Here is a 23,283-nt window from a genome sequence, read left to right on the forward strand (position 1 = left end):
TTTATTTTGCACTTTATAGGAATATTTAAAGGATATTTGCACTTTTTTATATATTAAGTTAAATTATATTTTGTTAAAATATAATTAAAAATTAAGGAGGAACATAAAAATGAAAAGTTTTAAATTACACCGTATGCTTTCTAGCTTGTTGGCAGCGGCATTGGCAACCAGTGTTTTGTTTGCTTTTCCAGCGCAGGCAGATGAACAGCCTCTAACAGAAAATTGGGGCACATCCAACTGGATTTGGGATGGCGATGAACTGGATGAGAATGGTCTGGCATCTGAACAGGATGTTTGGATGAATTTCCGCCGTGATTTTACATTGGAATCTGTTCCAGAAATGGCGAAATTGAAAATCGCAGTAGATGTGAAATATTGGTTGTATGTCAATGGAGAAGAAGTAGTTTGGGAGGGTGGCGTAAAACGCGGACCAAATCCAGAAGACACCTATTATGATACTGTAGATATTGTAGATTATCTACAGCCTGGGAAGAATACTATCGCAATCCAGGTATGGTATTGGGGGAATACAGTAGGGCATAACAATCCAAGTGGTAGCGGTGGATTATTGGTATCTTCCGATCTGATCGACAGCAATACCAATCAGATAATCGAAACTGGAGATGGCTTATGGTGGAGTATGAGGAGCCCGGCGAATCTGAAGGATTCCCATTCTACTAGTGGGTTGTTAGCAGAATACAATGTCTTGTATGACGGAAGACAGGAGATTGATTGGATTAATCCAGACTATGTCCCATCTGAAGTAAATGGCTGGAGTTTGGCGCAAAATATCGGAGAGGATGAGCAAGATCCAGGTTATGCCGGGGATGGGCCTTGGAATGATCTGGTAGAACGGCCAATTCCACAATGGAAGGATTATGGCAGGAAACCACTGGAGTTTACTCCTGTGGACGGTTATTCCCCGCAAATTGTTACCACTCCCATTTCTGATTTAGGGATTACTTCAAATACATATTCTATTGAAACTGACCTTACATTGTCTGTTGTCAATATTCTTAGTTTTAAACTTGCGAATATAAGTTTCCTTTTTGGTGCTACAGATGCCAATCATTATTATAAAGCTTATATTGATTGTATCAATTATCTGGATGGTGGCGATAAGGCGACTCTGTATTTATCAGATTCACAAAAATCTATTGCTAATATTGATATTTCAAATATTCTTACAAGAGAAAATTATAAAGATAATATTAATATCCGTTTGGATGTTATCAATGAACAGGAAACCAATTTATATTTAAACGATGTACTTATATATACTTTAACTGATAATTTAGCATCAAACCAATTATCGTTTGGTTATGCAGGAGAGTTATCAGGAACAGGGATTGGTGCTGCTACCATTAAAAACATCACAATCAAAGGAATAGATGGAAGTAGTTATGCCAATAATTTTGAAACAGCAGAAGATTGCTCTATATTTCAAGGTAGTAACTTTTCTAATGGTATGCAAACTTCGGAATTGACAATGCTGGGAACACTTTCTGATAATGGACAAAAATACCAGGCACAATTGCCTTATAACTGCCAGATGGTTCCATATATCATTTTAGATGATGGAACAGAAGCAGGAAAAACGATTAAAATGTATACCGATACTTACGATTTATCAGATGAGCATATTGCTTACATCACCAAAAAGGGCGCCCAGGAATTTGAGGGAAAGAACTGGATCAACGGGGACTTCTTGTATTTTGATGTTCCAGATGGCGTTAAAGTAAAAGAAGTTGGATTCCGTGAAACAGGATATAATGTGCCTGCTGGAGAAAATACTGATTTTGTTGGATATTTTGATAGTTCCGTGAATGAAAACGATCCATCTGTAGCAGCCTTTACAGGAGGGCATACTTGGACAGAAGAAGAGGCAAATACAGATAATAACTTTTATGATGAGCTTTGGAAAAAGGCAACCCGTTCTTTATATGTCACCATCCGTGACCAGTATATGGACTGCCCTGACCGGGAAAGAGGTCAATATATCGGGGACGCCATTAATGAAATAGAAGAAGCTTTCTATTCTTTAGGACCAGAAGCAAACGCTATCAGTGAAAAAGCGATCCGCAATATTTGCGATTGGCAGGAAGTCGGAGAACGGAATGGCAGAACCTATTATTTTATGAGCAATGTACGTCCAGGTGTGTTGGAACAGGAGATTTGTGCGCAATCTTTAGGAACTGCATTGGCAGCGGAAAATTACTACCTATTTACAGGGGATACAGAACTGGTGCAGGATACCTATCAGCCATTGTACAATTATTTAACTAACTATGATATTATGGAAGATGGGGAATATTCCGGACTAATTTCTGTTCGTACACCGGATACTACTATGTATAATGATTTTATGAGTAATTGGCTCGACTGGGGCAATAATATGGATACTTTGGTGGAAACCAATGCGTGGTGGTATATTTCCGCAAAATCGGTAAGAGCATTGGCAGATGTAGAAGGTGTTCCGGCAACACAGGAACAAAAAGACTGGTTGGACGAACGTTTGGCAAGTATTGAGCAGAACTTTGAAAAATTCTGGAATGAAGATTTACAGGCATATGCAACAGAATGGAATGAAACTGATTGGTATCAGCCATCTGAATTGGAAAATGGCAGTCATGTAGTAGATGATCGTGTGAATGCTTTAGGCGTTATTTTTGGATTAATCCCAGAAGAAAGATATTCTCAAATGCGGGATGTATTTATGGGTACAGAATCTACACCAGCTTATGAAAATGCTAGTATCTATATGGAGAAATATGTAATTCAAGCATTGTATATGATGGGGTATGATACAGATGCCATGAGCCGCATTGAAAAACGCATGATGGAAATGGTAAATACTTCTACTGATAGTACTTTGTGGGAATTATGGGATAGAACTAGTGGAACCAAAAACCATGGTTGGTCTGGCGGTAGTATGATTGCCATGTCCCGTTACGCAGCAGGTGTGGAACCAACTGGGGCAGGATATTCCACCTGGCACGTAGTACCACAGTTAGGTAATTTTGAAGAAATCAATACCCGTGTACCGTCTGAAATCGGTAATATTGATGTAACTATCAATAAGACAGATACTACTTTGGACATGACAGTGGTTTCCCCGGGAAACAACGCTGAAATTTGGGTTCCAGTGGAATCAGGTCAAGGAGTTGTAACATCCAGCAATGCCCAGTATAAGGGAATTAAACAGGCATATCAAAAGGATTATGCTGTTTATGAAATTTCCGAAGCAGGAAGTTATACCTTTACAGCGACTGAAACCAATAAGGATATTCTGGATTCTGTCATTGCCTATGCGGAAAATGCAAAAGCAAGTGGGGAATATGACAACGCCATTGAAAGTGTACAAAAATCTTTTGATACAGCACTGGAAAATGCGAAAACAGTAGCGAAAAATGAAAATGCAAGTCAAGAAGAAATTGACCAAGCATGGAAAACACTGCTGAATGAAATCCACAAATTAGGATTTGTAGCTGGTGATAAAGACAGCTTAGCTAGTTTAATCGAAGCAGCAAAAGAAATAGACCTGAACAAATATGTAGAAGCAGGTCAAGCGGAATTCACCACAGCATTAGAAGCAGCCAAGGGTGTATACAATGACGGAGACGCCATGCAGGTGGAAATCAATGAAGCGGCAGAAAATCTGTTGAACGCTATGCTAAACCTGAGATATAAAGCGGATAAATCGATTTTGGAAGATGTTCTTGCAGAAGCAGGCAAAGTGGACGCAAACGCATACACAGCAGAGAGCTATGCAGCATTACAAGCAGCAGTAGCAGAAGCAAACGATGTATACAACAATGAAAACGCAACCCAGGAAGAAGTAGATGCAGCAGTAACAAAAATACAGGTTGCAATGAATAACTTGATAGCAGTAGAAGGAACCCCTGTTGAAACTCCAACCGAAAACAATGATACAGCTGGAAGCCAGACAGGACAGGAATCTACTACACCAAAAGCAAATGCGGCGAAAACAGGCGATTTTGCCCCAATCGTAGGATTAGCAACAATCACCTTAGCAGGAGCGGTCCTGTTATTTATCCACAAGAAAAAATAATAACTTATAAATTTCTTTTTCTCTTTTCTATATAATGAAAAATCAGGGGATCTAATTGGATCCCCTGGTTTATTTATACACATACACTTTTGTAAAATTAAGTAATCCCCTTTGCTATTTATATAAAGCACAAGGTTACAAAATATAGGTGTCTACCTTTTAGGTTGAATTATTTACTGGATTTTCTATATTGAATCGGTGTTTTTCCATGATATTTTTTGAATGTTTTATCAAAGGTGGAGCGTTCTGAATATCCCAATAAAAGTGAGATTTTTTCAATAGAAAAATCGGAATTCTTTAAATAGTAAGTTGCTTTTTCCATTTTAAATGAATTTAGCAGTTCCGTAAATGTTTTTCCTGAAGCACGGTGGATTGATTTAGAAATATAAGTAGTGCTGTAATGGAAATGTTCTGCTACTTGCACCAGTGTAATAGAATTGCAGTTCTCACTGATGTATGCAATAATCCGCGATATATCTAAGCTATCTTTTTGGTCTTTTAAGATTGGTTGAGAGGCTTTTTCCTGGTATTGTCGGGTAAGTTCGGTTAACAAACAGCAAAACAAATAACTCATCATGGATTGGCTATAAGCTGATTTATCGTAATACTCCCGTACAATATGGTAAACAATCTCTTCTACCATGCTGCCTTTTTCTGCTGAAAATTGAAAAGTAACAGGTTCATTTTTGATATCATAAAGAGAATGGAGGAAAAAACTAAAAAATAAATCGTTTTTCTGTATCATATGTAACATAGAATTCGCAAAAGTAGATTTACGAACCAATATATTGATTAAAATACTTCCCTCTTCTTTAGCTTCAATATAATGGCTTGCTTTCGTGTTAAATATTAGAATAGAACCAGCAGGCAAAAGGTACTTTTTACCTCCAACTGTAGTATCAAAACTCCCAGAGAATACATAAGCCAACTCAAAAAAAGAATGGTAATGTTCAAATTTTATTTTCTGTTTAACGTGCAGTTCATTTATTTGTTTATCAATACAAATAATAATTTCTTCCTGGTTATCAAAAAACATATTTTCTTTGAACTCAATCGGAGGATACGATTTTGATAGATCTGTTTGTTTCTGGATAAAACTTAAATATTTTATTGTATCTTTATCACTGAGAAAACTTTTCCAAAATTTTTTGCCTTTTATTGAAGTTTTATGAATCTCTTCGACTATATTGTTAAAATTATGATAATCCGATTTCCTCATGATAAATTACCTCCCTTTTATTCAAGATAACATAAATAAATCTTTTTTGTCAATATAAAATAGATGGAAAAATGCCCTTCCTCTTTTGATATGGATATCATCAATATTATTTTTTAAATTGTACATCATTTATCATAAAAAACGACTGTTTAAGCCAGTTAGAGCCATACTATATCCGCCAAAAAAATGATACAATTTAGTAAAATATTGATCAATAGATCAAAGAAAGAGAGGAATTACCATGAAAAAACAAAAAGTGTTGAGCAAAATGCTCGCGTCTGTTCTTTGTGCATCTTTGGCAGCTGGCACTGTCTTATCTGTTAATGCACAATCAACACAGCAACAGGATTTTGCGCAAACAATCAGCAGCCGTTTCCAAAACGTAGAGATGGATTACAAACCAGAGGCGAGATGGTGGTTAGCAGAGGGCTCCCACACAGACCAAACATTGATTGAATCTATCCATGAGTTATATGATTCTGGATTTGGTGCGTTGGAATTTGTGACTCTGGATGAATCCGCTTATTTGGATGACGCCACCTATGCGTGGGGATCGGAGGAGTGGATTCATGATTCCCATTTAATTGTAGAAGAATGTACAAAGTTAGGAATGGGTGTGAGTTTTACCAGTGGAACAAACTGGGCAACCGCTAATTTAGTTAATATTACACCAGATGATCAGACGGCATCCCAGGAACTGGGATATAAAACCATTGATCTGGCAGGAGGAGAACATTATTCTGGTGAATTGCCAAAAGTAAGACTTCCAGAAGGCGCGACAAAAATGCGTTTGGAAAAAGTAATTGTTGCGAAGTCACAAGGGACAGCAGATGATGGGATACCACTATTGAGTGAAGATTCTCTAACAGATATTACAGATTCTGCAACACAAGATGAAAACGGAATCTGGAGTATGGATTATACTGCCCCAGCTGATGGAAATTACACTGTTTTTGTATTCTGGCAGTATGGTACAGCGGAAAACTACAAACCTTCCATTGGAAAATCCTATACCATTAACTATTTAACCAAAGACGGCGCCAATGCGTTGATTGATTATTGGGAAGAAAATGTCCTTACAGAAGATTTAAGGGAACAAATCCAAAAGAATGGTGACGTTTCCCTTTATATGGATTCTTTGGAACTTGGTACCAAAGGACCAGATACAGCAGGGCAGCTATGGAGTGAAGATTATTTAGAAGAATTTAAAAACCGTCGTGGTTATGATTTAACCAAATATCTGCCTTTAATTGTTGCAGACCGTAGTATGGGTTTAAAATATAAATATGAGGTCGAAAATAAAGACAGAGATAATGGGCTTACAGAAAAAATCCGTAGGGATACCTATCAAACAAATACAGAACTGTATATGGAAAACTGCCTTGAACCTATTCGGGAGTGGCTTCATACTTTTGGTATGACCTTGCGTGCGGAAACTTCTTATGGCCAATTATTTGAACTATCCCAGCCTATTAAATCGGTTGATTATGTGGAAACGGAATCCTTGGAGTTTTTCTCTGAACTTGACCGCTTCCGTGGGCAGGCAGGGGGAGCACATTTATACGATAAATTGTATTCTTCTGAAACGGGAGCAATCTGTTCAGGAAACTATTTATACAATAACGACTATTTTAGACAAATATTCTATACACAATTTGCAGCAGGTGTACAAAGGACTGTAGTCCATGGTTACTCCTCTGAATATGGTCCGGAACAAAATGTAAATTGGCCTGGGTATGAAGGAATGTCAGTTTTTATGTCAGAACGTTTTAACAAACGCCAACCCAATTCTATTGACTATCCAGAGTTCAACGCTCATGTTGCAAGGACACAAAAAGCATTACGGCAAGGGTCTGTCCAAATGGATTTAGGAGTATTGCGGAACGAATATAGGATGGATAATTCTTATTGGTATTTTACTGATAGTTATGATAACAACCATTTACGCCGGCATGAAGGAATCTACTGGAAAGACACTACTTTGCAAGATGCTGGCTATACTTATGATTATTTCTCCCCTGTTTTATTGCAGGATGAAGATATCACTTGTAGCGATGGTGTAGTTCAGGCGGATAGTGCAGCTTATCAGGCTTTAATTGTATTTGAAGAGGAAATGCCATATGAAAGTGCGCAAATTTTGTTGCAATGGGCTGAGTCCGGACTACCTGTTGTACTTGTTGATGGCCCAACAGAGGAAGATGTTCAACAAAATGTTACAAAATACAATGAAAGTGCAGCAATTACTACAGGATTCTATGATGGAAAAGACGAAGAGCTAAAACAAGTAATGGATCAAATGCGGGAACTGGACAATGTAGCAAGCGTACAAACACAGGCGGAAGCATATGACGCTTTAATTGGTTTGGGCGTCCACCCACGTGCGGAATATATAGAGAATGATCAACAAAATTTGCTTTCTGTTTTACGGAAAGATGACGATGCGACCTACCTCTATTTATACAATTATATGTACACTGATACTGAAAACTATAAGGGGCAAGTTTCTGTTGATGGTATTTATAAACCATATATCTTGGATACCTGGACAGGTGAAGTAACAGAAACTGGCGTATATGCTTACGAAAATGGTAGAACGATCCTCAATGTGGATTTGGGACCTGGAGATATTATGGTATTTGCGTTAGATCCAAATGGCGCGGACGAAACCCAACCAACTGTTGTGGCCACCACCGACAATGTATATCAGGTTACAGATTCCAGTATGTATGTAACACAAAGTGGTACTACAACACTCTCCTATAGTGATGGAACAACCTATCAGGTTGAGGTACAAGCTCCAGAGGATATCAACCTTGATAATTGGGACTTAACGATAGAAGACTGGAAACCAGGAGAAAAAATAACCCGTACAGAGGATAGAGGACTAGGGTACACTACCACTGAAGCTGCTTATACAACCAAAAAAGAGCTAATCCATGTAGGGAAAACTGAACTGATTCCGTGGAAAGACATAGAATCCGTAGGTCCTTATGTATCCGGCGTAGGAACCTATCGCAATACTTTTGCTTTGCCAGAAGATTGGGAATTAGAACAAGATGGTCTTGTGTTTCAGGCCGATTCTGTATCAGGCGGCACAGTAGCACTGTTTATCAATGGTACTCAAGTTCCAATTAATATGGATAACGCTACAGCGGATATTAGTGAGTTTGTAGTTCCTGGAGAAAATAGTATTGAAGTAAGAGTGACCAGTAGCCTGCGAAATCGACTTACGGAAAATGGATATAGTGGATGGCTGATTCCAGTAACTTCAGATAATTATGGAATGGTAGGAAATACTAGTTTGATCACTTATACAAAAGTTCCAATAGCTGAAATACAAAGTAATAAATCTATTTTGGATTCTGTCATTACTTATGCGGAAAATGCGAAAGCAAGCGGAGAATATGACAATGCCATTGAAAGTGTACAGAAATCCTTTGATGTTGCTTTAGAAAATGCGAAAACAGTAGCCGACAATGTAGCAGCAACTCAAGAAGAAGTGGATGCAGCATGGAAAACACTGTTGAATGAAATTCACAAATTAGGATTTGTAGCTGGGGATAAAACAGAACTGGCATCTTTGATTGAAGCAGCAAATGAAATCAATGCAGAACTTGACCGTTATGTAGAAGCGGGAAAAGCAAAATTTACCGAAGCATTGGAAGCAGCAGTAGCAGTATATGAAGATGGCGACGCCATGCAGGCAGAAATCAACCAAGTAGCGGATGATTTATTAAACGCAATGCTGAATTTACGATTCAAAGCGGATAAGTCTGTTTTAGAAGATGTTCTTGCGGAAGCAGGCAAAGTGGATGCGAATGCATACACAACGGAGAGCTACGCAGCATTAGAAGCAGCAGTAGCGGAAGCAAAGGATGTATATAACAATGAAAACGCAAGCCAGGAAGAAGTAGATGCAGCAGTAACAAATGTGCAAGCTGCAATGGATCAGTTAGTAGCAGTAGATGGAACTGTTTCAGAAGAAACAACGTCATCTACTGATGATACAGCTACTCAAACTGGACAGGAATCCACCACACCAAAAGCAAATGCAGCCAAAACAGGGGATTTCGCTCCAATCGCAGGCTTGACAGCCATCACATTGGCTGGTGCATCATTATTACTCACTCGTAAGAAAAAATAATCAATAGTAAATTTCTATTTCTCTTTTCTCTCATATAAAATATCTCCAGCTTTTCTAAAAGAAAGGCTGGAGATATTTTTTGATCAATATACAATAACAATTTAGGGTTATTAAAAATAGAAATAATTAATTTTTTAGAAAGACTCAATCTATATCATGCAAAAAAATGATAAAAAAGCAATATCCAAATTTATTGAGTAGTCCAAAATAGACCATAGAGTTATAAAAAATATTTTGATTCATCAATTCGAAGAAACAATTCTTTGTTCCATGGATACTTTAAAGGGAAAATAGCCTATTATTCACCTTAAAATAAACAAGAAAAAATCACTTTCCATCGGAAAGGTGGTACCTGTCATCATGACAGGAGAAAGGGAACTCATCATAGTAAAGATATATGATTACAGAAAAGATAATTGTATTTTATATATTTTTTATTTCGTATAGCAATCTTAATAAATGCAAAGGATAATAAAAACAGGAAAAGAGGTTTTTATTTGGCTAGGAAGGTATTTGTAGAGGTTACCGCAAAATTTGATACTGAGGGAAACCTGACACCTTTGTCAATTAGGTGGGAGGATGGGACTATTTTTCCTATTGACCGTGTATTGGATCGAAGGAGAGCTGCCAGTCTGAAAGCTGGTGGTCAGGGAATTCGCTATACTATTAGAATCAATGGACATCAAACCTATTTGTTTTATGAGGAACCCCGATGGTTCGTAGAAGGGAAGGAAGGGTAATATGTGTGGACGTTACAGTTTATTTACCGATGAACAAAACAAGGAAATCTTAAAAATCATTCAGGAAGTAAGCGCGAAGCATCCCAGCGTGGAGATGAAAACTGGAGAAATCTTTCCTACCAATATCGCACCTATTCTGAAACAGGAAAACGGTAGTATTCATCCAGATGCTGCAATTTGGGGATTTCCCCATTTCAAAAATAAAGGAGTTATCATAAACGCTCGTTCAGAAACAGCGTTTGAGAAAAAGATGTTCCGTGAGAGCCTTATTTTCCGTCGTTGCGTGATCCCATCTACCGGATTCTATGAATGGAGTCAAGATGAAGCACATCAGAAATACCGTTTTTTATTGCCTCAAAGCAATGTTTTATATATGGCTGGAATCTACAACGAATACAAAGGAGAACAGAGGTACGTCATCCTGACAACAGAGGGGAATGAATCCATACGGGAGATTCATCATCGGATGCCCGTTGTTCTATTGCCAAATCAGATTGAGCAATGGATTGAGGATTCCAACAGTACATCAGAAATTTTGCGTGGAGAGTTTCCCTCTCTGGTGTATACTGTTGCCTAGAAGATATTTCCAGTGAAAATTTAAGAAAAAACCTTTATAATAAGAACAGATGTTCTTTAAAGAGGTGAATCAGTTGCAGCAAAAAGTAATTCTGCACAGCGATTTGAATAATTTTTACGCCAGTGTCGAGTGCTTATACAATCCAGAGCTGAGAGGAAAACCAGTGGCTGTGGCTGGCGATCCAGAGCAACGGCACGGAATTGTATTGGCAAAGAATTACCAGGCAAAAGCTTATGGTATCCAGACGGGTGACCCTCTTTGGATGGCAAAGAAAAAATGCAAAGAGATTGTGTTTACGCCGCCCCACTATGATTTGTACATGCGTTATTCTGAGATCGCCAGGGATATCTATTCGGATTATACTGACCAGGTGGAACCGTTTGGTTTGGATGAATGTTGGTTGGATGTTTCCGGTTCCACCCAACTGTTTGGTTCGGGTAAACAGATTGCAGACGAGCTGCGGAAACGGATTCAGTTTGAATTAGGCATAACAGCAAGCGTGGGAGTTTCCTACAACAAAGTATTTGCGAAGTTAGGTTCAGATATGAGAAAGCCTGACGCAACCACCGTGATTGATCAACAGCATTTTCAGCAAAAAGTATGGCCGCTGCCAGCTAGAGACCTGCTCTATGTAGGGAAGGCTACGGAACGGAAGTTGTCCAATCACTGTATCCACACCATCGGGGATTTGGCACGGACAAACAAAGATTTTCTTTACCGATTGCTTGGAAAAAATGGAATCATGCTCTGGCTGTTTGCCAATGGGATGGATACTTCTGAGGTCAGTACTTTTGACTCCAACCGGATTATCAAAACCATCGGGAACAGCACCACCGCCCCCAGAGATTTAATTACCGATGATGATATCAAAATTACGTTGTATGTACTCTCGGAGAGCGTGGCGGAACGGCTGAGGGCTGCTGATTTTCTGTGCCGTACCGTGCAAATTACAATACGGGATAATCAGTTGAAATCCTATGAACGGCAGGGACGGTTATTGTATCCAAGTTGTACGGCGAAGGAACTCTTTCAACAGGCATATGCCCTGTATCAAATGCACAGACCAGAAAATCCGGTGCGCAGTCTGGGGGTAAGAGCCTGCAATTTGATGGTACAGACCACACAGCAGTTATCTCTGTTTGCGGACACAGCAAAACGGCAGAAACAGGAATGCTTGGAGGAATCCATCGACAACCTGAGAAGAAGATTTGGATATTTTTCCATACAGCGTGGGATTATGCTAACTGACACGGAACTTTCGAACCTTGATCCAGTCAACGACCATGTAATCCATCCAGAGGCTTTTTTAAAAGGGAAAATATAAAATATGCAAAAAACAAGGCTGGAAACCCTATTTTCAGTTTCCAGCCTTATGATAAAATGTTGAAATGATACTTTTATCCCTTTACTGTCAAATAAAATTGCACTGTTTATCCTTTTATTTGACATATTACCTATATTTTTCTCTATTGCTTTATGTTATAATAAAAATAAAAAAGGAGAATTAAAATGAAAAATGCAATTAAAAAATTTATGTCCACTTTCAATGGATAATATTACCCAAAATAATAAAAACGGATACATTTCTTTTAGTTTTGATATTCCTAAAGGATGGATATCAAATGATGATGTAATACAAAAAGTAGAGTAAGAAAGAAATACTATAAGGGATTGAGAGTTTAAATCATTAGGAGGTATATATTATGTTAAAAGCAATACGCGATTTTTTAATTTATGATGCCTTTGTTGCTTTGATAATGATGATAGTATATATACTGCCAAGTAATAGCGGATGGATGTATTTTTGGGGATTTATAATTTATTATCCTACCATTTATTTAGGTCAATTTGTTTTTGGATTATTATTGGGATATCGCGCAATAAAAAAATACAATATTTCTTGTTTAAAATTTTTAATATTAAGTCTATTGTTTTTTTTAATAACTTGGTTTACATTGTGTATCCCATCCCTAAGCAGTATATTGTTATATGAATATATGAACGTTTTTCCATATATTAAAGCAAATGTTTTATATGCTTGTATTTTTATAGTATTTTATTTGTTGTCATATTTCATCACAAAATTTTACATAAAATTTTATTTTTAAAGATTCATAATTAAATTAAAAGGCGGTTTCTATTGAACAAGTCCAGTAAAAACAGACAATAGTAAAAAAAGGCCTCCTATGGTAAACTTAAAGAAATTACCATAGGAGGTTTTCTTATACAAAAACAAAACTGACTCCGCTTGAAAAACGAAGTCAGTTTGTTGCTTAGAATTTAATATTGACTACCATAGTAGCCTTTTTTGTTCTGTCTGCACATTTTGGAGCAGTTCAAATAGAAACCATCTTTTTTATTTAGCATATTTTTGTCAAAATATATTATTCATTAAGAATAGAATAAATATAATTTGAAAAAGAATTACAGCAAGCTTTATTTACTTTATCTGAAGGATTGTTTGCCTTTAAAACTAGCAACCCAAAAAGTGGAGCTCTTTCGTCTAAACCATTCATTGCAGAATAAATTGCATCTTTTAAACTATTCAAATCAGTAGAGCAATTCAATTCTTCTGTAATCCATTTGAAGCGATTGGAGAATAATGGATAATAATTTGTATAGTATGATTGAATTATATCAGAAAATATATGAAAATTCCAGTTGCTTGTACCATAAGACTCTTTAATTTTAGTACTGATTTTATAAGCATCAAAATCTGAACAGAAATCACTATAATTACAACTTGAATCTTCATTTCCGATTATTCGATCTGCCATTTTTTGCATTTCATTAAATGAAACATTTGGATTAATACTTTTTGTTGTGTCTGCCATTCCAGTCGCTAGGTCTCCACCCCAACCGGCCCAAAAGTGTGGTGGCAGACCTTCATTGATATATGCATCTATAGTAGCTGCCATATGCGCTAGATCAATTAACCCTCTATCTCCATCTGATACAAGTAATCTTGTTCCTTTTTGAATATACGGTTCCATCTGTTCAAATAGTGTTTTATCTGAACCTGTTGGTACATGTTGTTTCACTCTATTAACAAAATCAGTATCAATTGGGCGCATTGTTGTGAAATACCATTCATATTCATCATATTGTTGTGACCTAATAAAATTTACCATTCCTAATACAATATGAGTTGGAGTTGTTTGTAATCCAGGTTCATTTTTAATCTTATCATCATGATATTGTTTATACAAATTTTCTAATTCTATAAATTGTGGTATTAATGATAAAATAGAGATATTTTCTGGTTTAACATTTGGAATAGAAGGTCTCTCATAAATATATGGAGGAGTGACAGGTTCATTTTTTTCGAGTATAATAGCTTGTTTTCCTAATCCATCATAAGCAGCTTCTACAGAAGACTTACTGTAGTATGTTTGCTTATGTTCTAATGGATCGTTAAAGATATAGTTGTTATCATCATAGCCGACTAACAACAAACAATGTTCTGGAGCAATCCAGTTTATTACTCTATTATTGTAGTTCCATATTTTGCTGACATAAGGTTTTCTCATTGACATAGTTGCCCACATAATTACAGGAATATTATTGTCAATATATTTGGAGCACAATTCCTGTAATGATACATTACTCAATACTTTTGAGGAGTAGCCTGTATTCGGCAAAATTTTATTTAATGCTTTTTGAATAACTGGTGCATAACATCCATAACTTCCACCATCTCTTGGATTACCGCCAAAAGTTTCATTTGGATCAAATGGATAAGGCTGCATATCCAGATAATTATCAATAAATGTATCGACACTTATATTATTCCCAATGTAATTCAAAGCCATTACAGTACTAACGCTTTCACATCCGGTAGGCCATTTTGGATTTTGTGCAATAAACGGAGCATCAATAATTTTATACTTTCCTGTTGGTGTTTCAGTTGAACCGCCTCCGGTACTGCCTTGCCTAAAAATACGAATTTCAACACCACTGACCATATATCCGTCAATACCAGCGAAATCATCACTGCTTGTGTCTAATTTACCATCTAACCCATATTGGTTTTGAATACTTTGCATAATAGACAAATTGTTTACGCTGCATACCCATGGCTGCCATTTGAAATCAGCATGGACACGGTACATAACTACTACATCCGACGTTTCTGCTCCAGCGTTATTATGTGCTTTGATTTGCAGTAAGTGCATTTTTTTACCCGTACTGGAACCGGCAAAATCAGAACCCCTACTGCTTACACTTGGATAATATCCGCTTTCACCCGCGTTTTTCGTACGGTACATTAAATAATAATCACTGGCATTGGTGGTAATCCTGAGTCCATCTAATAATTGGTTTTCTATTTTACCACTGAAGTTATGCCATGCACCGTCTATGATATAGGAAAATTGGGCACCTGATGTGATTTCACCACCACCAGAACCACCTGTAGATCCTATCTTGAAAATACGAATTTCAACACCACTGACCATATATCCGTCAATACCAGCGAAATCATCACTGCTTGTATCTAATTTACCATCTAACCCATATTGGTTCTGGATACTTTGCATAATAGACAAATTGTTTACGCTGCATACCCATGGCTGCCATTTGAAATCAGCATGGACACGGTACATAACTACTACATCCGACGTTTCTGCTCCAGCGTTATTATGTGCTTTGATTTGCAGTAAGTGCATTTTTTTACCCGTACTGGAACCGGCAAAGTCAGAACCTCTACTGCTTACACTTGGATAATATCCGCTTTCACCCGCATTTTTCGTACGGTACATCAAATAATAATCACTGGCATTGGTGGTAATTCTGAGTCCATCTAATAATTGGTTTTCTACTTTACCACTGAAGTCATGCCATGCACCGTCTATGATATAGGAAAATTGGGCACCTGATGTGATTTCACCACCACCAGAACCACCTGTAGATCCTATCTTGAAAATACGAATCTCAACACCACTGACCATATATCCATCAATACCAGCGAAATCATCTCCGCTTGTATCTAATTTACCATCTAACCCATATTGGTTCTGGATACTTTGCATAATAGACAAATTGTTTACGCTGCATACCCATGGCTGCCATTTGAAATCAGCGTGGACACGGTACATAACTACTACATCCGACGTTTCTGCTCCAGCGTTATTATGTGCTTTGATTTGCAGTAAGTGCATTTTTTTACCCGTACTGGAACCGGCAAAATCAGAACCCCTACTGCTTACACTTGGATAATATCCGCTTTCACCCGCGTTTTTCGTACGGTACATTAAATAATAATCACTGGCATTGGTGGTAATCCTGAGTCCATCTAATAATTGGTTTTCTATTTTACCACTGAAGTTATGCCATGCACCGTCTATGATATAGGAAAATTGGGCACCTGATGTGATTTCACCACCACCAGAACCACCTGTAGATCCTATCTTGAAAATACGAATCTCAACACCACTGACCATATATCCATCAATACCAGCGAAATCATCTCCGCTTGTATCTAATTTGCCATCTAGCCCGTATTGGTTCTGGATACTTTGCATAATAGACAAATTGTTTACGCTGCATACCCATGGCTGCCATTTGAAATCAGCGTGGACACGGTACATAACTACTACATCCGACGTTTCTGCTCCAGCGTTATTATGTGCTTTGATTTGCAGTAAGTGCATTTTTTTACCCGTACTGGAACCGGCAAAGTCAGAACCTCTACTGCTTACACTTGGATAATATCCGCTTTCACCCGCATTTTTCGTACGGTACATCAAATAATAATCACTGGCATTGGTGGTAATTCTGAGTCCATCTAATAATTGGTTTTCTACTTTACCACTGAAGTTATGCCATGTACCGTCTATGATATAGGAAAATTGGGCACCTGATGTTACTTCCTGTCTTGGTTCAATTTTAAAATTGTAAATATTTATATATTTATTTTCCATTATATATACCTCCTTGTTTTTGATATTTAGATATAATTAAAAAATCGTTTTATAAACCGGTTCAAAGACAAATATTCTTTAATCTATCTATTACAATTTTAATTTGTTAGCTATGTGACTTTCTATGGCATCTAAATAATTTTTCAAATTTATAGTTTTTTCTAGATGTACAAACCAGAAACCCCCAATAAAAAGTTTAGGTGTATAATCTTTTAATTTTGTGATACAGGCTACACAGCAGTTATCTCTGTTTGCGGATGCAGCGAAACGGCAGAAGCAGGAATGGCTGGAGGAGTCTGTCGATACTCTCCGAAGAAGATTCGGCCATTTCTCGATTCAATGGGGAATTATGTTGACCGACCCCGCCCTTTTTGCCCTCGACCCAGTCAACGACCATGTGATCCATCCTGAAGCTTTTCTAAAAGGAAAAACATAAAAAACACCAGTTTGAAAAGATTCAAACTGGTTGACAATCAAAATAAACATCGCTCTATTGAAAATAAAGGTATTATCGGTAACACCCTAAGACAGGTTGTTGCAAAAATAAGTATACAATGAGCAAGAGTCGCTTAAATTACAGGCGGCTCTTTCAGTAGTTAGTAAGTTGTGATTAAATTATATTTTTTTATAATGTCAAAAATAAAATCCACGCAAAAATCAAGTTTACGTGGATGATTTATTTTGTAGATTCTATCTTTCTAAAAGAATTATCATGTATTATATTAATTAAGTGGTTAGCTATTTTTGTTTTAATGCTGTTAAAAATGCTTTTAAACTTCTATTTTCTTCAGGGGATAAATTTAAAATATCTTGATATAAGCTATCCATATCCATTTTTAATTCTTCTTCTGGAATTCCAAAGACTAAATAGTCCAAGCTTGTATGAAGCACTCTAGCTATATTGGATATTACTTGTAAACTTACTTTCGATTTTCCACGCTCAATTTCTGACATATAAGTTTCGCTTACATCAATAAGTTCACTTAATTTCATTTGAGTTAGATTCAGTTCACGTCTTTTTAATCTAATTCGTTGACCAATAACATGATAGTCTAATTTCATAACTGAACCCTCCTCTTTTATAATTACTTTTAATAATAGAATATAATTCTAGGAAAAAGAACAAACTATAACTAAAAAATATGGTTGCAGTTTATGAAATTTTATGCTACAATTAGAAATAAATGGATTATAATGTAAAAGTATTAATTTTTATTTAAGCCTTTTAATGATATCTCTCAATGCTAATTTACTATCTGAAGATAATTTCAAAAAATCACTGGTTGTTTGTTCTACTACAGAACTGTCATTTAATGGTGCAAAAAATTCTGCTGGAGTTATATTCAGATACTCACAAATATCAAAAAACGCATCCATTTTAGGAAGTGAGCGACCAGAAGTAAGACCACGAATATAGCTGGGGCTACGTCCTAGCTCTAAGCTCATTCTTGATTGTGGTATTTGATTTTTTTCTAGTAATTCAATTAATCGTTGTCTAAAAAATTCAGCATTCATTTTATCACCATATATAGTATTATAGATTGATATTTTTAGTAATAAATTTTTTTATCCATTAAAGGTGAATTATTCATCTTTAATTCTATAAAATTATCAAATAAATCACCTTAATAATAATTATAATTATTTTTTTAATTTAATATGGTGTTTTATTCGTCATTATTATAAAAATAAAATGATTAATTCATCTTTTTGTGAAGTAGGAGGAAATATGAGTATTCGAAAATCAACAGGAATCGTTCGCAATCTCGATAAAGTGGGAAGGATTGTTCTTCCAAAAGAATTACGAAAATCATTTTGTATTGCCGATGGGGAAACAGATATTGATATCTGGATGGAAAATGATGAAATTATCCTTGCGCCAATTCCAAAACAATGCAAAATCTGTAAGGCCGAAGATGACCTACATGAAATTAACGGGTCTTTGCTTTGCAGAAATTGTATCCAGACCATTCAAAAATTCCATATGCCATAAATAACAATTTATCATTTAAGTAAACAAGAACGTTTGCATCAAAAAGAAACCTCTATATTTAAAAACGGTTTGGGACTGCAAAAACAGAACACCTAAAATGAAAAAAGGAAAAAGAAATGATTTTATTTTTCAATCTGTTAAACAATGAGGATGATCGTGAGTTTTTTGAAAGCCTGTATCGTAAGTTTTATCCAATTATGAAGTATACGGCCATTTCTTTCTGTGGCGATGATAATGCGGATGATTTGATTCAAATGACTTTCCTGAAGCTGATCAAGTACGTTGATACATTGAGGAGTTTAGAAGAAAAGGCACAGATTGTTTATTTAACTTATACTCTTAAGACTGTAGCAATTGAATACCAACGCAAGCAGCACCGGCTTCAGAAACTGGAGACAAAAATAATACAGAATTATACCGATTCCAGCTCGGAACAGGAGTTTTCCAGAATAGAAATATTAAGTGTTTTATCTCAACTGAATGAACGTGATAGGGATCTGTTGCTTTATTTCTATTTTCTTGATATGAAGCTAACTGATATTGCAAAGCTTATGGGAATACCTTCAAATAGTATCCATGTATATCTAAGCCGAGCCAGGAAAAAGGCTCTCAAACTGATAAAGGGAGAAAACTTAAATGACAATTAATGAACGGATAAATAAAATCCAAGAACTCAATGATGAAATGTTATTAATGTACAGTATAGAAGATTTCACAAATAGTCTTGGGGATGAACTAAAAAATAAAAATGACGCTCTTTCTGAAAAAGAAAAATTTCAATTAAATAAGGAACAGTTGAATCGATTTCGGCGTAAATTAAACAAAGAATTTAAAAAAAGCCAACCTCATCCAAAAATCAGATGGGTTGGCAGAATTGCAGTTGTGCTATCCATATTATTAATGGTTCTATTGATTGCAGTTTGTTCTGTCGGAGCATTTCGACGGGCTGCGATTGATATCTTGGCAGGAATAGACAATGAGTATGGCGTTGTCCATGGCTATAGCCAAGTTATAGGGGATATTGAAATTTATCCACCGGAGATTCCAGAGGACTACACACAAACGAATTTGCAAATATCATCCAATAATATGGTAACTATTGAATATACAGCAAATGAATCAGGAAATCAGATCTATTTCACGCAACAACCGCAGGAATCTGGGGGAGTATTGGATATGGAGAATACTGATTCAGAAACAATTTGGCTTGATCAGATGGAAGCCCAATTATTGACGAAAAGTTTCGATAATAAGACCACATATAGTATTGTGTTTACTGATAATACATATATATGGACTTTAAGCGGAACTGATAAAGATATATTAATTCAAATGGCAAAGAGTGTTCAGCCAGAAAGGTGAGGAAAATGAAACAATTAAAAACAAAAATTTTATCCGCATGTCTCGCTTCTGTTATGCTAGTGTCAACTACAGCAACAACGGTTTATGCGGCAGAACCACAACAAACCAGCCAAACATTTGTATGCAATGGGAACACAGAAGAAGTAACCCCATACTTGGATTATCTGAATCAGGTGTGGTGCGATATCAGCTACAATAATAACACGTTTACAGGAAGCGGAAATTATGTTTCGTTCAGCTCAAACAAAATCGTACAGAATGTTTACATAGAAAAATCCACCAACAATTCAAATTGGAGTGTCATGAGATCCAACAGCCGGACGTACAATCCTGGAAATGGAGCCAAAGTTTTATCCACGATATATTCCACATCAGTATCAGGATACTACCGGGCAAAGACAACTGTACTTGTGTACAGCAGTTCTGGATCTATCGTAGAATCTGTAACTGTATACAGCAAAACCATCCATATTTAAGGAAAGGCTCTGGAGCGAACAAATGGAATACCATGAAATTGAGTCTTTAAAATTAGAAAAAGAAAAAACAGCTCTGATAGCCTCCTATTCCCAGACTTATAACGCTCAAACAAAGTGTTATTATCAAATGAATGAAATCCAATATGAATTGCGGAAAGTCATTCAAAAAGGGTATGATACATTTTTGTGTATGTGCCATAACGCCTTTGAAATAAGCTGTGCAAAAGAGTTGCTGGAACTAAAAAAGGATTATCCCATTAAGGTATATTTTGTCTGTTTAAAAAAGAAAAATATAGAAATGGTTTCCTGGCGGAATTTTGTGAACCAAACAGATTTCGTGTCTATACAGGAGAAAATGGATGGCAGCTATTATTTCACTGAGAATCAAAACTATTATAATTACACAAAGTTTTTGGATTCTGTAGTTCAAAAGGTATCGTGTATTATTGGGAATTTTGCTCTGTCAAATCTCGTCGTATCTACTATTGTAAAGCTGGCGAAAGAATACCATTGTTCTTTTATTAATATTTTTGATGATCGCAGTAAATCTGATATTGGCAATGGGCTGCATTACGATCTACTATTTAATTCTGGTTTTGATGAAGATTTTCAGAAATCATTAAAGCTATGTTATAGTTACCATTATGGCAAAATGATTCGGGAAAATGTTCTTAAGAGCCAAGAATATAACGAAATACAGAATGAAAATTATCAGATCATACAGCAATTATCCAGAATGGATATCACGATGAAAGAAATAAAAAGGTTAGCGGTCATCTATGATAGTAATCAAGTACATATCTTAAAATTAATTGCCCAGGCCGCGAATGATATTGCCCAAAATGTGACTCAATCAGACATAACGGCGATGGCTAAGAATCGTAAAAGAAGTAGGAAAAAAAGGAATACAGACAATGAAAATCAAATGTCTTTCTCAAAGAAATAAAAAGAAAACTGTTCTTTTTGCGCTTCCATATTTCAGTGGATACAATCTCAATTATACCACAAAATATGATCCAGAAATCTATTTAGATGCTATGAATTATGCAATTCAAAGCTGCATTGAGCAAGGAAAATGTATATTTTTAAGCCAATGCAGAAACGAGTTGGAATTCCAATTCTGCTTACAGGTAATACAATTTAAAAAAGAATATCCCAAAACTAAAATAGTCTTTATTACAAATGATTGGAGCAGTAAAGAAAAAAAGAAAACACATGATTTACAACAGTTTGATGGATGGTTAAACCTATATGAAGAATATAAAAATGATGATGATTTTCAAAAATATTTGCTCAGTGTATCATCTACATTAATTGGGGTGTTTAGGGACTATGAGTTAAAAACAAGACAGCTATGTAAAATCGCAAAGGCGAAACAAATAGAAATCATAAATTTAATTCAAGATGACAAAGAACCGATAAATAAAAGAGCGGTATTGCAGGATATCCAAGTAATATTCGGAACAAATGTTGATTCCGAAAAAATAGCAAAGAATACTAAAATTCAATGCTTAATGAATGATAGAAGAAAAATACTTAATGGGATGAGCAATTCGAAGAACATAGAACAAAGAGTTTTGCTATCCAAGATTCAAAAATTACATAATATACACAAAGAACTACAAAGAGAAATCAGTGGTTATTATTTTTTATCCAACATAAAGTAATATATTTTTTCAGAAGCGTATTGTTTACACAATACGCTTTTTTAATGCAAATAGTAGTATCCAAAATTCTTTCTTAATATTCACAAATCGGCACATATTTACAATCGTTGTTGTTCGTGTTATGATAGATAAAATATTCATATTGCAATAATTGGTTTATGACAAATATGAAGGGCTCTGAGGATGAAAAAGGAAAGAATACGAAAAATAAAATCTCATATTGCATACCTGGTTGATCCATAAGTCAATCGGGTATTTTTTTTGCAAAATTTGTAGATTTTCTTCGTTTATGATCTAATGCATTTCACATTAGGTCTTAAGAGCTCTTCAAAGAATCATAGTATAGAAACCAATATCAAGTGTGCTCTCGGTAAACTTGGTATTGGTTTCTATGCTTTTTTACGAAAATATAGCTACGGATGTCGTGACCCTCCGTCAATGAAATTTTCTAAAGAAATTTTATTGATGGAGGTTTTATTATGAATAATTATCGTAAAAGCGACTATGCAGTAAACAAATTCAGTGAAGGGATCGTATATCGTTTTAACAGTGAAACGATTGAGGTTACATTGGAAGATTACCTAAAAGAGAACCCAGGCAAAACTGAACAAGATTTTCAGAAATTGAAAGCTATATCAGACCAAATTTATTATGAACAATCCAAAACAGACCATAGAGTTACAAAGAAAAATGTTTCGATTCATCGATTGGAAGAAACAAATCTTTGCTCCAAGGATACATTAGAAGATACTTACATAGAACAGCTGGAAAAAGAATTGGCATTCCAATCAGCGTCTGAATTATTAAAAGATAGCTCCTTAACGGATATTCAAAAAAGGCGTTTCCTTCTACACATTATTTATGGCCTTTCTACCCGCCAAATTGCCAAACAGGAAGGTGTTCATCAGAATGCAGTGTGGAAAAGTATTTATACGGCTACAAAAAAATTGAAAAAAATATTTTTTGATGGGTGGTCACCCCGTGGTTAAAAGTGCATTGGGTGAGGAAACAATTTCTCACAGCACTTTGACAACTGAATATCAATATATACAGTACGTAACTTTTGTCGTTGTGGAAGCAACAAGCTGTTTGGGGTAGCGTCCAAAAAAGCG

At 35.9% G+C, this 23,283-nt stretch carries 18 protein-coding genes; 14 read left to right on the forward strand and 4 right to left on the reverse strand.

All coding sequences use genetic code 11. The features are described from left to right. Positions 1–109 precede the first annotated feature (109 nt). Positions 110–4,072, forward strand: coding sequence for an alpha-L-rhamnosidase-related protein (locus H8Z77_RS03355; protein WP_186996186.1), 3,963 nt, complete (start codon positions 110–112; stop codon positions 4,070–4,072). 169 nt (positions 4,073–4,241) lie between these two features. Here the strand turns inward: H8Z77_RS03355 and H8Z77_RS03360 are convergent, their stop codons facing one another. Next, a complete protein-coding gene (locus H8Z77_RS03360; protein WP_186996187.1) occupies positions 4,242–5,108 on the reverse strand; it encodes an AraC family transcriptional regulator in 867 nt (288 codons plus the stop codon). 424 nt (positions 5,109–5,532) lie between these two features. Between H8Z77_RS03360 and H8Z77_RS03365 the strand changes: the two genes are divergently transcribed. From H8Z77_RS03365 to H8Z77_RS03385, 5 genes are all read left to right on the forward strand, one after another. Further along, positions 5,533–9,435: a glycosyl hydrolase gene (locus tag H8Z77_RS03365; protein ID WP_186996188.1), complete on the forward strand. Its 3,903-nt coding sequence runs from the start codon at positions 5,533–5,535 to the stop codon at positions 9,433–9,435. A 497-nt stretch (positions 9,436–9,932) separates the two neighbouring features. Then, positions 9,933–10,175 carry a hypothetical protein gene (locus H8Z77_RS03370; protein WP_069988755.1) on the forward strand — a complete coding sequence of 81 codons (243 nt, stop codon included), beginning with the start codon at positions 9,933–9,935 and terminating at the stop codon, positions 10,173–10,175. Between the two features lies 1 nt (position 10,176). Beyond that, the gene (locus H8Z77_RS03375; protein ID WP_069988756.1) at positions 10,177–10,752 is read left to right on the forward strand and encodes an SOS response-associated peptidase; all 576 of its coding nucleotides are present in this window, start codon (positions 10,177–10,179) and stop codon (positions 10,750–10,752) included. 64 nt (positions 10,753–10,816) lie between these two features. After that, positions 10,817–12,076, forward strand: a complete 1,260-nt coding sequence (gene dinB, locus H8Z77_RS03380) for a DNA polymerase IV (protein ID WP_476703393.1) — start codon at positions 10,817–10,819, stop codon at positions 12,074–12,076. Between the two features lie 379 nt (positions 12,077–12,455). Continuing rightward, the gene (locus H8Z77_RS03385; protein WP_069988758.1) at positions 12,456–12,860 is read left to right on the forward strand and encodes a hypothetical protein; all 405 of its coding nucleotides are present in this window, start codon (positions 12,456–12,458) and stop codon (positions 12,858–12,860) included. Between the two features lie 276 nt (positions 12,861–13,136). Here H8Z77_RS03385 and H8Z77_RS03390 read toward each other — a convergent pair whose 3' ends face one another. Continuing rightward, positions 13,137–16,673: a C39 family peptidase gene (locus H8Z77_RS03390; RefSeq protein ID WP_186996189.1), complete on the reverse strand. Its 3,537-nt coding sequence runs from the start codon at positions 16,671–16,673 to the stop codon at positions 13,137–13,139. A 220-nt stretch (positions 16,674–16,893) separates the two neighbouring features. Here H8Z77_RS03390 and H8Z77_RS03395 point away from each other — a divergent pair, with 220 nt between their 5' ends. Next, entirely contained in the window at positions 16,894–17,109 is a 216-nt protein-coding gene (locus tag H8Z77_RS03395) for a hypothetical protein (protein ID WP_069988761.1), read from the forward strand. Between the two features lie 302 nt (positions 17,110–17,411). On the opposite strand, the gene H8Z77_RS03400 is transcribed toward H8Z77_RS03395, so the two are convergent. Next, on the reverse strand, positions 17,412–17,735 hold the full coding sequence (locus tag H8Z77_RS03400) for a helix-turn-helix domain-containing protein (RefSeq protein WP_069988762.1): 324 nt from the start codon (positions 17,733–17,735) through the stop codon (positions 17,412–17,414). A gap of 150 nt (positions 17,736–17,885) precedes the next feature. Next, complete coding sequence (locus H8Z77_RS03405; protein WP_069988763.1) at positions 17,886–18,188, reverse strand: helix-turn-helix domain-containing protein; 303 nt, start codon at positions 18,186–18,188, stop codon at positions 17,886–17,888. Between the two features lie 214 nt (positions 18,189–18,402). Between H8Z77_RS03405 and H8Z77_RS03410 the strand changes: the two genes are divergently transcribed. The 7 genes from H8Z77_RS03410 to H8Z77_RS03440 all read left to right on the forward strand — a co-directional run bounded on the left by H8Z77_RS03410 (position 18,403) and on the right by H8Z77_RS03440 (position 23,160). After that, positions 18,403–18,666, forward strand: a complete 264-nt coding sequence (locus H8Z77_RS03410) for an AbrB/MazE/SpoVT family DNA-binding domain-containing protein (protein WP_069988764.1) — start codon at positions 18,403–18,405, stop codon at positions 18,664–18,666. Between the two features lie 116 nt (positions 18,667–18,782). Further along, the gene (locus tag H8Z77_RS03415; protein WP_069988765.1) at positions 18,783–19,313 is read left to right on the forward strand and encodes an RNA polymerase sigma factor; all 531 of its coding nucleotides are present in this window, start codon (positions 18,783–18,785) and stop codon (positions 19,311–19,313) included. Continuing rightward, complete coding sequence (locus H8Z77_RS03420; protein ID WP_069988766.1) at positions 19,303–20,028, forward strand: DUF4367 domain-containing protein; 726 nt, start codon at positions 19,303–19,305, stop codon at positions 20,026–20,028. Before H8Z77_RS03415 ends, H8Z77_RS03420 begins: the two co-directional genes overlap by 11 nt. Before the next feature lie 5 nt (positions 20,029–20,033). Beyond that, on the forward strand, positions 20,034–20,504 hold the full coding sequence (locus H8Z77_RS03425; RefSeq protein ID WP_069988767.1) for a hypothetical protein: 471 nt from the start codon (positions 20,034–20,036) through the stop codon (positions 20,502–20,504). A gap of 22 nt (positions 20,505–20,526) precedes the next feature. Next, positions 20,527–21,450 carry a hypothetical protein gene (locus H8Z77_RS03430; RefSeq protein ID WP_069988768.1) on the forward strand — a complete coding sequence of 308 codons (924 nt, stop codon included), beginning with the start codon at positions 20,527–20,529 and terminating at the stop codon, positions 21,448–21,450. After that, complete coding sequence (locus H8Z77_RS03435) at positions 21,419–22,171, forward strand: hypothetical protein (RefSeq protein ID WP_069988769.1); 753 nt, start codon at positions 21,419–21,421, stop codon at positions 22,169–22,171. The genes H8Z77_RS03430 and H8Z77_RS03435 overlap by 32 nt, the downstream gene beginning before the upstream one ends. Positions 22,172–22,650: 479 nt before the next feature. Continuing rightward, positions 22,651–23,160, forward strand: a complete 510-nt coding sequence (locus tag H8Z77_RS03440; RefSeq protein WP_069988770.1) for a sigma factor-like helix-turn-helix DNA-binding protein — start codon at positions 22,651–22,653, stop codon at positions 23,158–23,160. Positions 23,161–23,283: the final 123 nt, after the last annotated feature.

It is taken from the genome of Clostridium facile, assembly GCF_014297275.1.
GTDB lineage: Bacteria > Bacillota > Clostridia > Oscillospirales > Ruminococcaceae > Massilioclostridium > Massilioclostridium facile.

Coding starts and splice junctions, on each gene's coding strand:
- H8Z77_RS03435 (WP_069988769.1), top strand. CDS start 21,419: ATGAAAATCAAATGTCTTTCTCAAAGAAATAAAAAGAAAACTGTTCTT.
- H8Z77_RS03425 (WP_069988767.1), top strand. CDS start 20,034: ATGAAACAATTAAAAACAAAAATTTTATCCGCATGTCTCGCTTCTGTT.
- H8Z77_RS03355 (WP_186996186.1), top strand. CDS start 110: ATGAAAAGTTTTAAATTACACCGTATGCTTTCTAGCTTGTTGGCAGCG.
- H8Z77_RS03405 (WP_069988763.1), bottom strand. CDS start 18,188: ATGAATGCTGAATTTTTTAGACAACGATTAATTGAATTACTAGAAAAA.
- H8Z77_RS03375 (WP_069988756.1), top strand. CDS start 10,177: ATGTGTGGACGTTACAGTTTATTTACCGATGAACAAAACAAGGAAATC.
- H8Z77_RS03415 (WP_069988765.1), top strand. CDS start 18,783: ATGATTTTATTTTTCAATCTGTTAAACAATGAGGATGATCGTGAGTTT.
- H8Z77_RS03420 (WP_069988766.1), top strand. CDS start 19,303: ATGACAATTAATGAACGGATAAATAAAATCCAAGAACTCAATGATGAA.
- H8Z77_RS03430 (WP_069988768.1), top strand. CDS start 20,527: ATGGAATACCATGAAATTGAGTCTTTAAAATTAGAAAAAGAAAAAACA.
- H8Z77_RS03400 (WP_069988762.1), bottom strand. CDS start 17,735: ATGAAATTAGACTATCATGTTATTGGTCAACGAATTAGATTAAAAAGA.
- H8Z77_RS03360 (WP_186996187.1), bottom strand. CDS start 5,108: ATGTTTTTTGATAACCAGGAAGAAATTATTATTTGTATTGATAAACAA.
- H8Z77_RS03385 (WP_069988758.1), top strand. CDS start 12,456: ATGTTAAAAGCAATACGCGATTTTTTAATTTATGATGCCTTTGTTGCT.
- H8Z77_RS03390 (WP_186996189.1), bottom strand. CDS start 16,673: ATGGAAAATAAATATATAAATATTTACAATTTTAAAATTGAACCAAGA.
- H8Z77_RS03365 (WP_186996188.1), top strand. CDS start 5,533: ATGAAAAAACAAAAAGTGTTGAGCAAAATGCTCGCGTCTGTTCTTTGT.
- H8Z77_RS03440 (WP_069988770.1), top strand. CDS start 22,651: ATGAATAATTATCGTAAAAGCGACTATGCAGTAAACAAATTCAGTGAA.
- H8Z77_RS03410 (WP_069988764.1), top strand. CDS start 18,403: ATGAGTATTCGAAAATCAACAGGAATCGTTCGCAATCTCGATAAAGTG.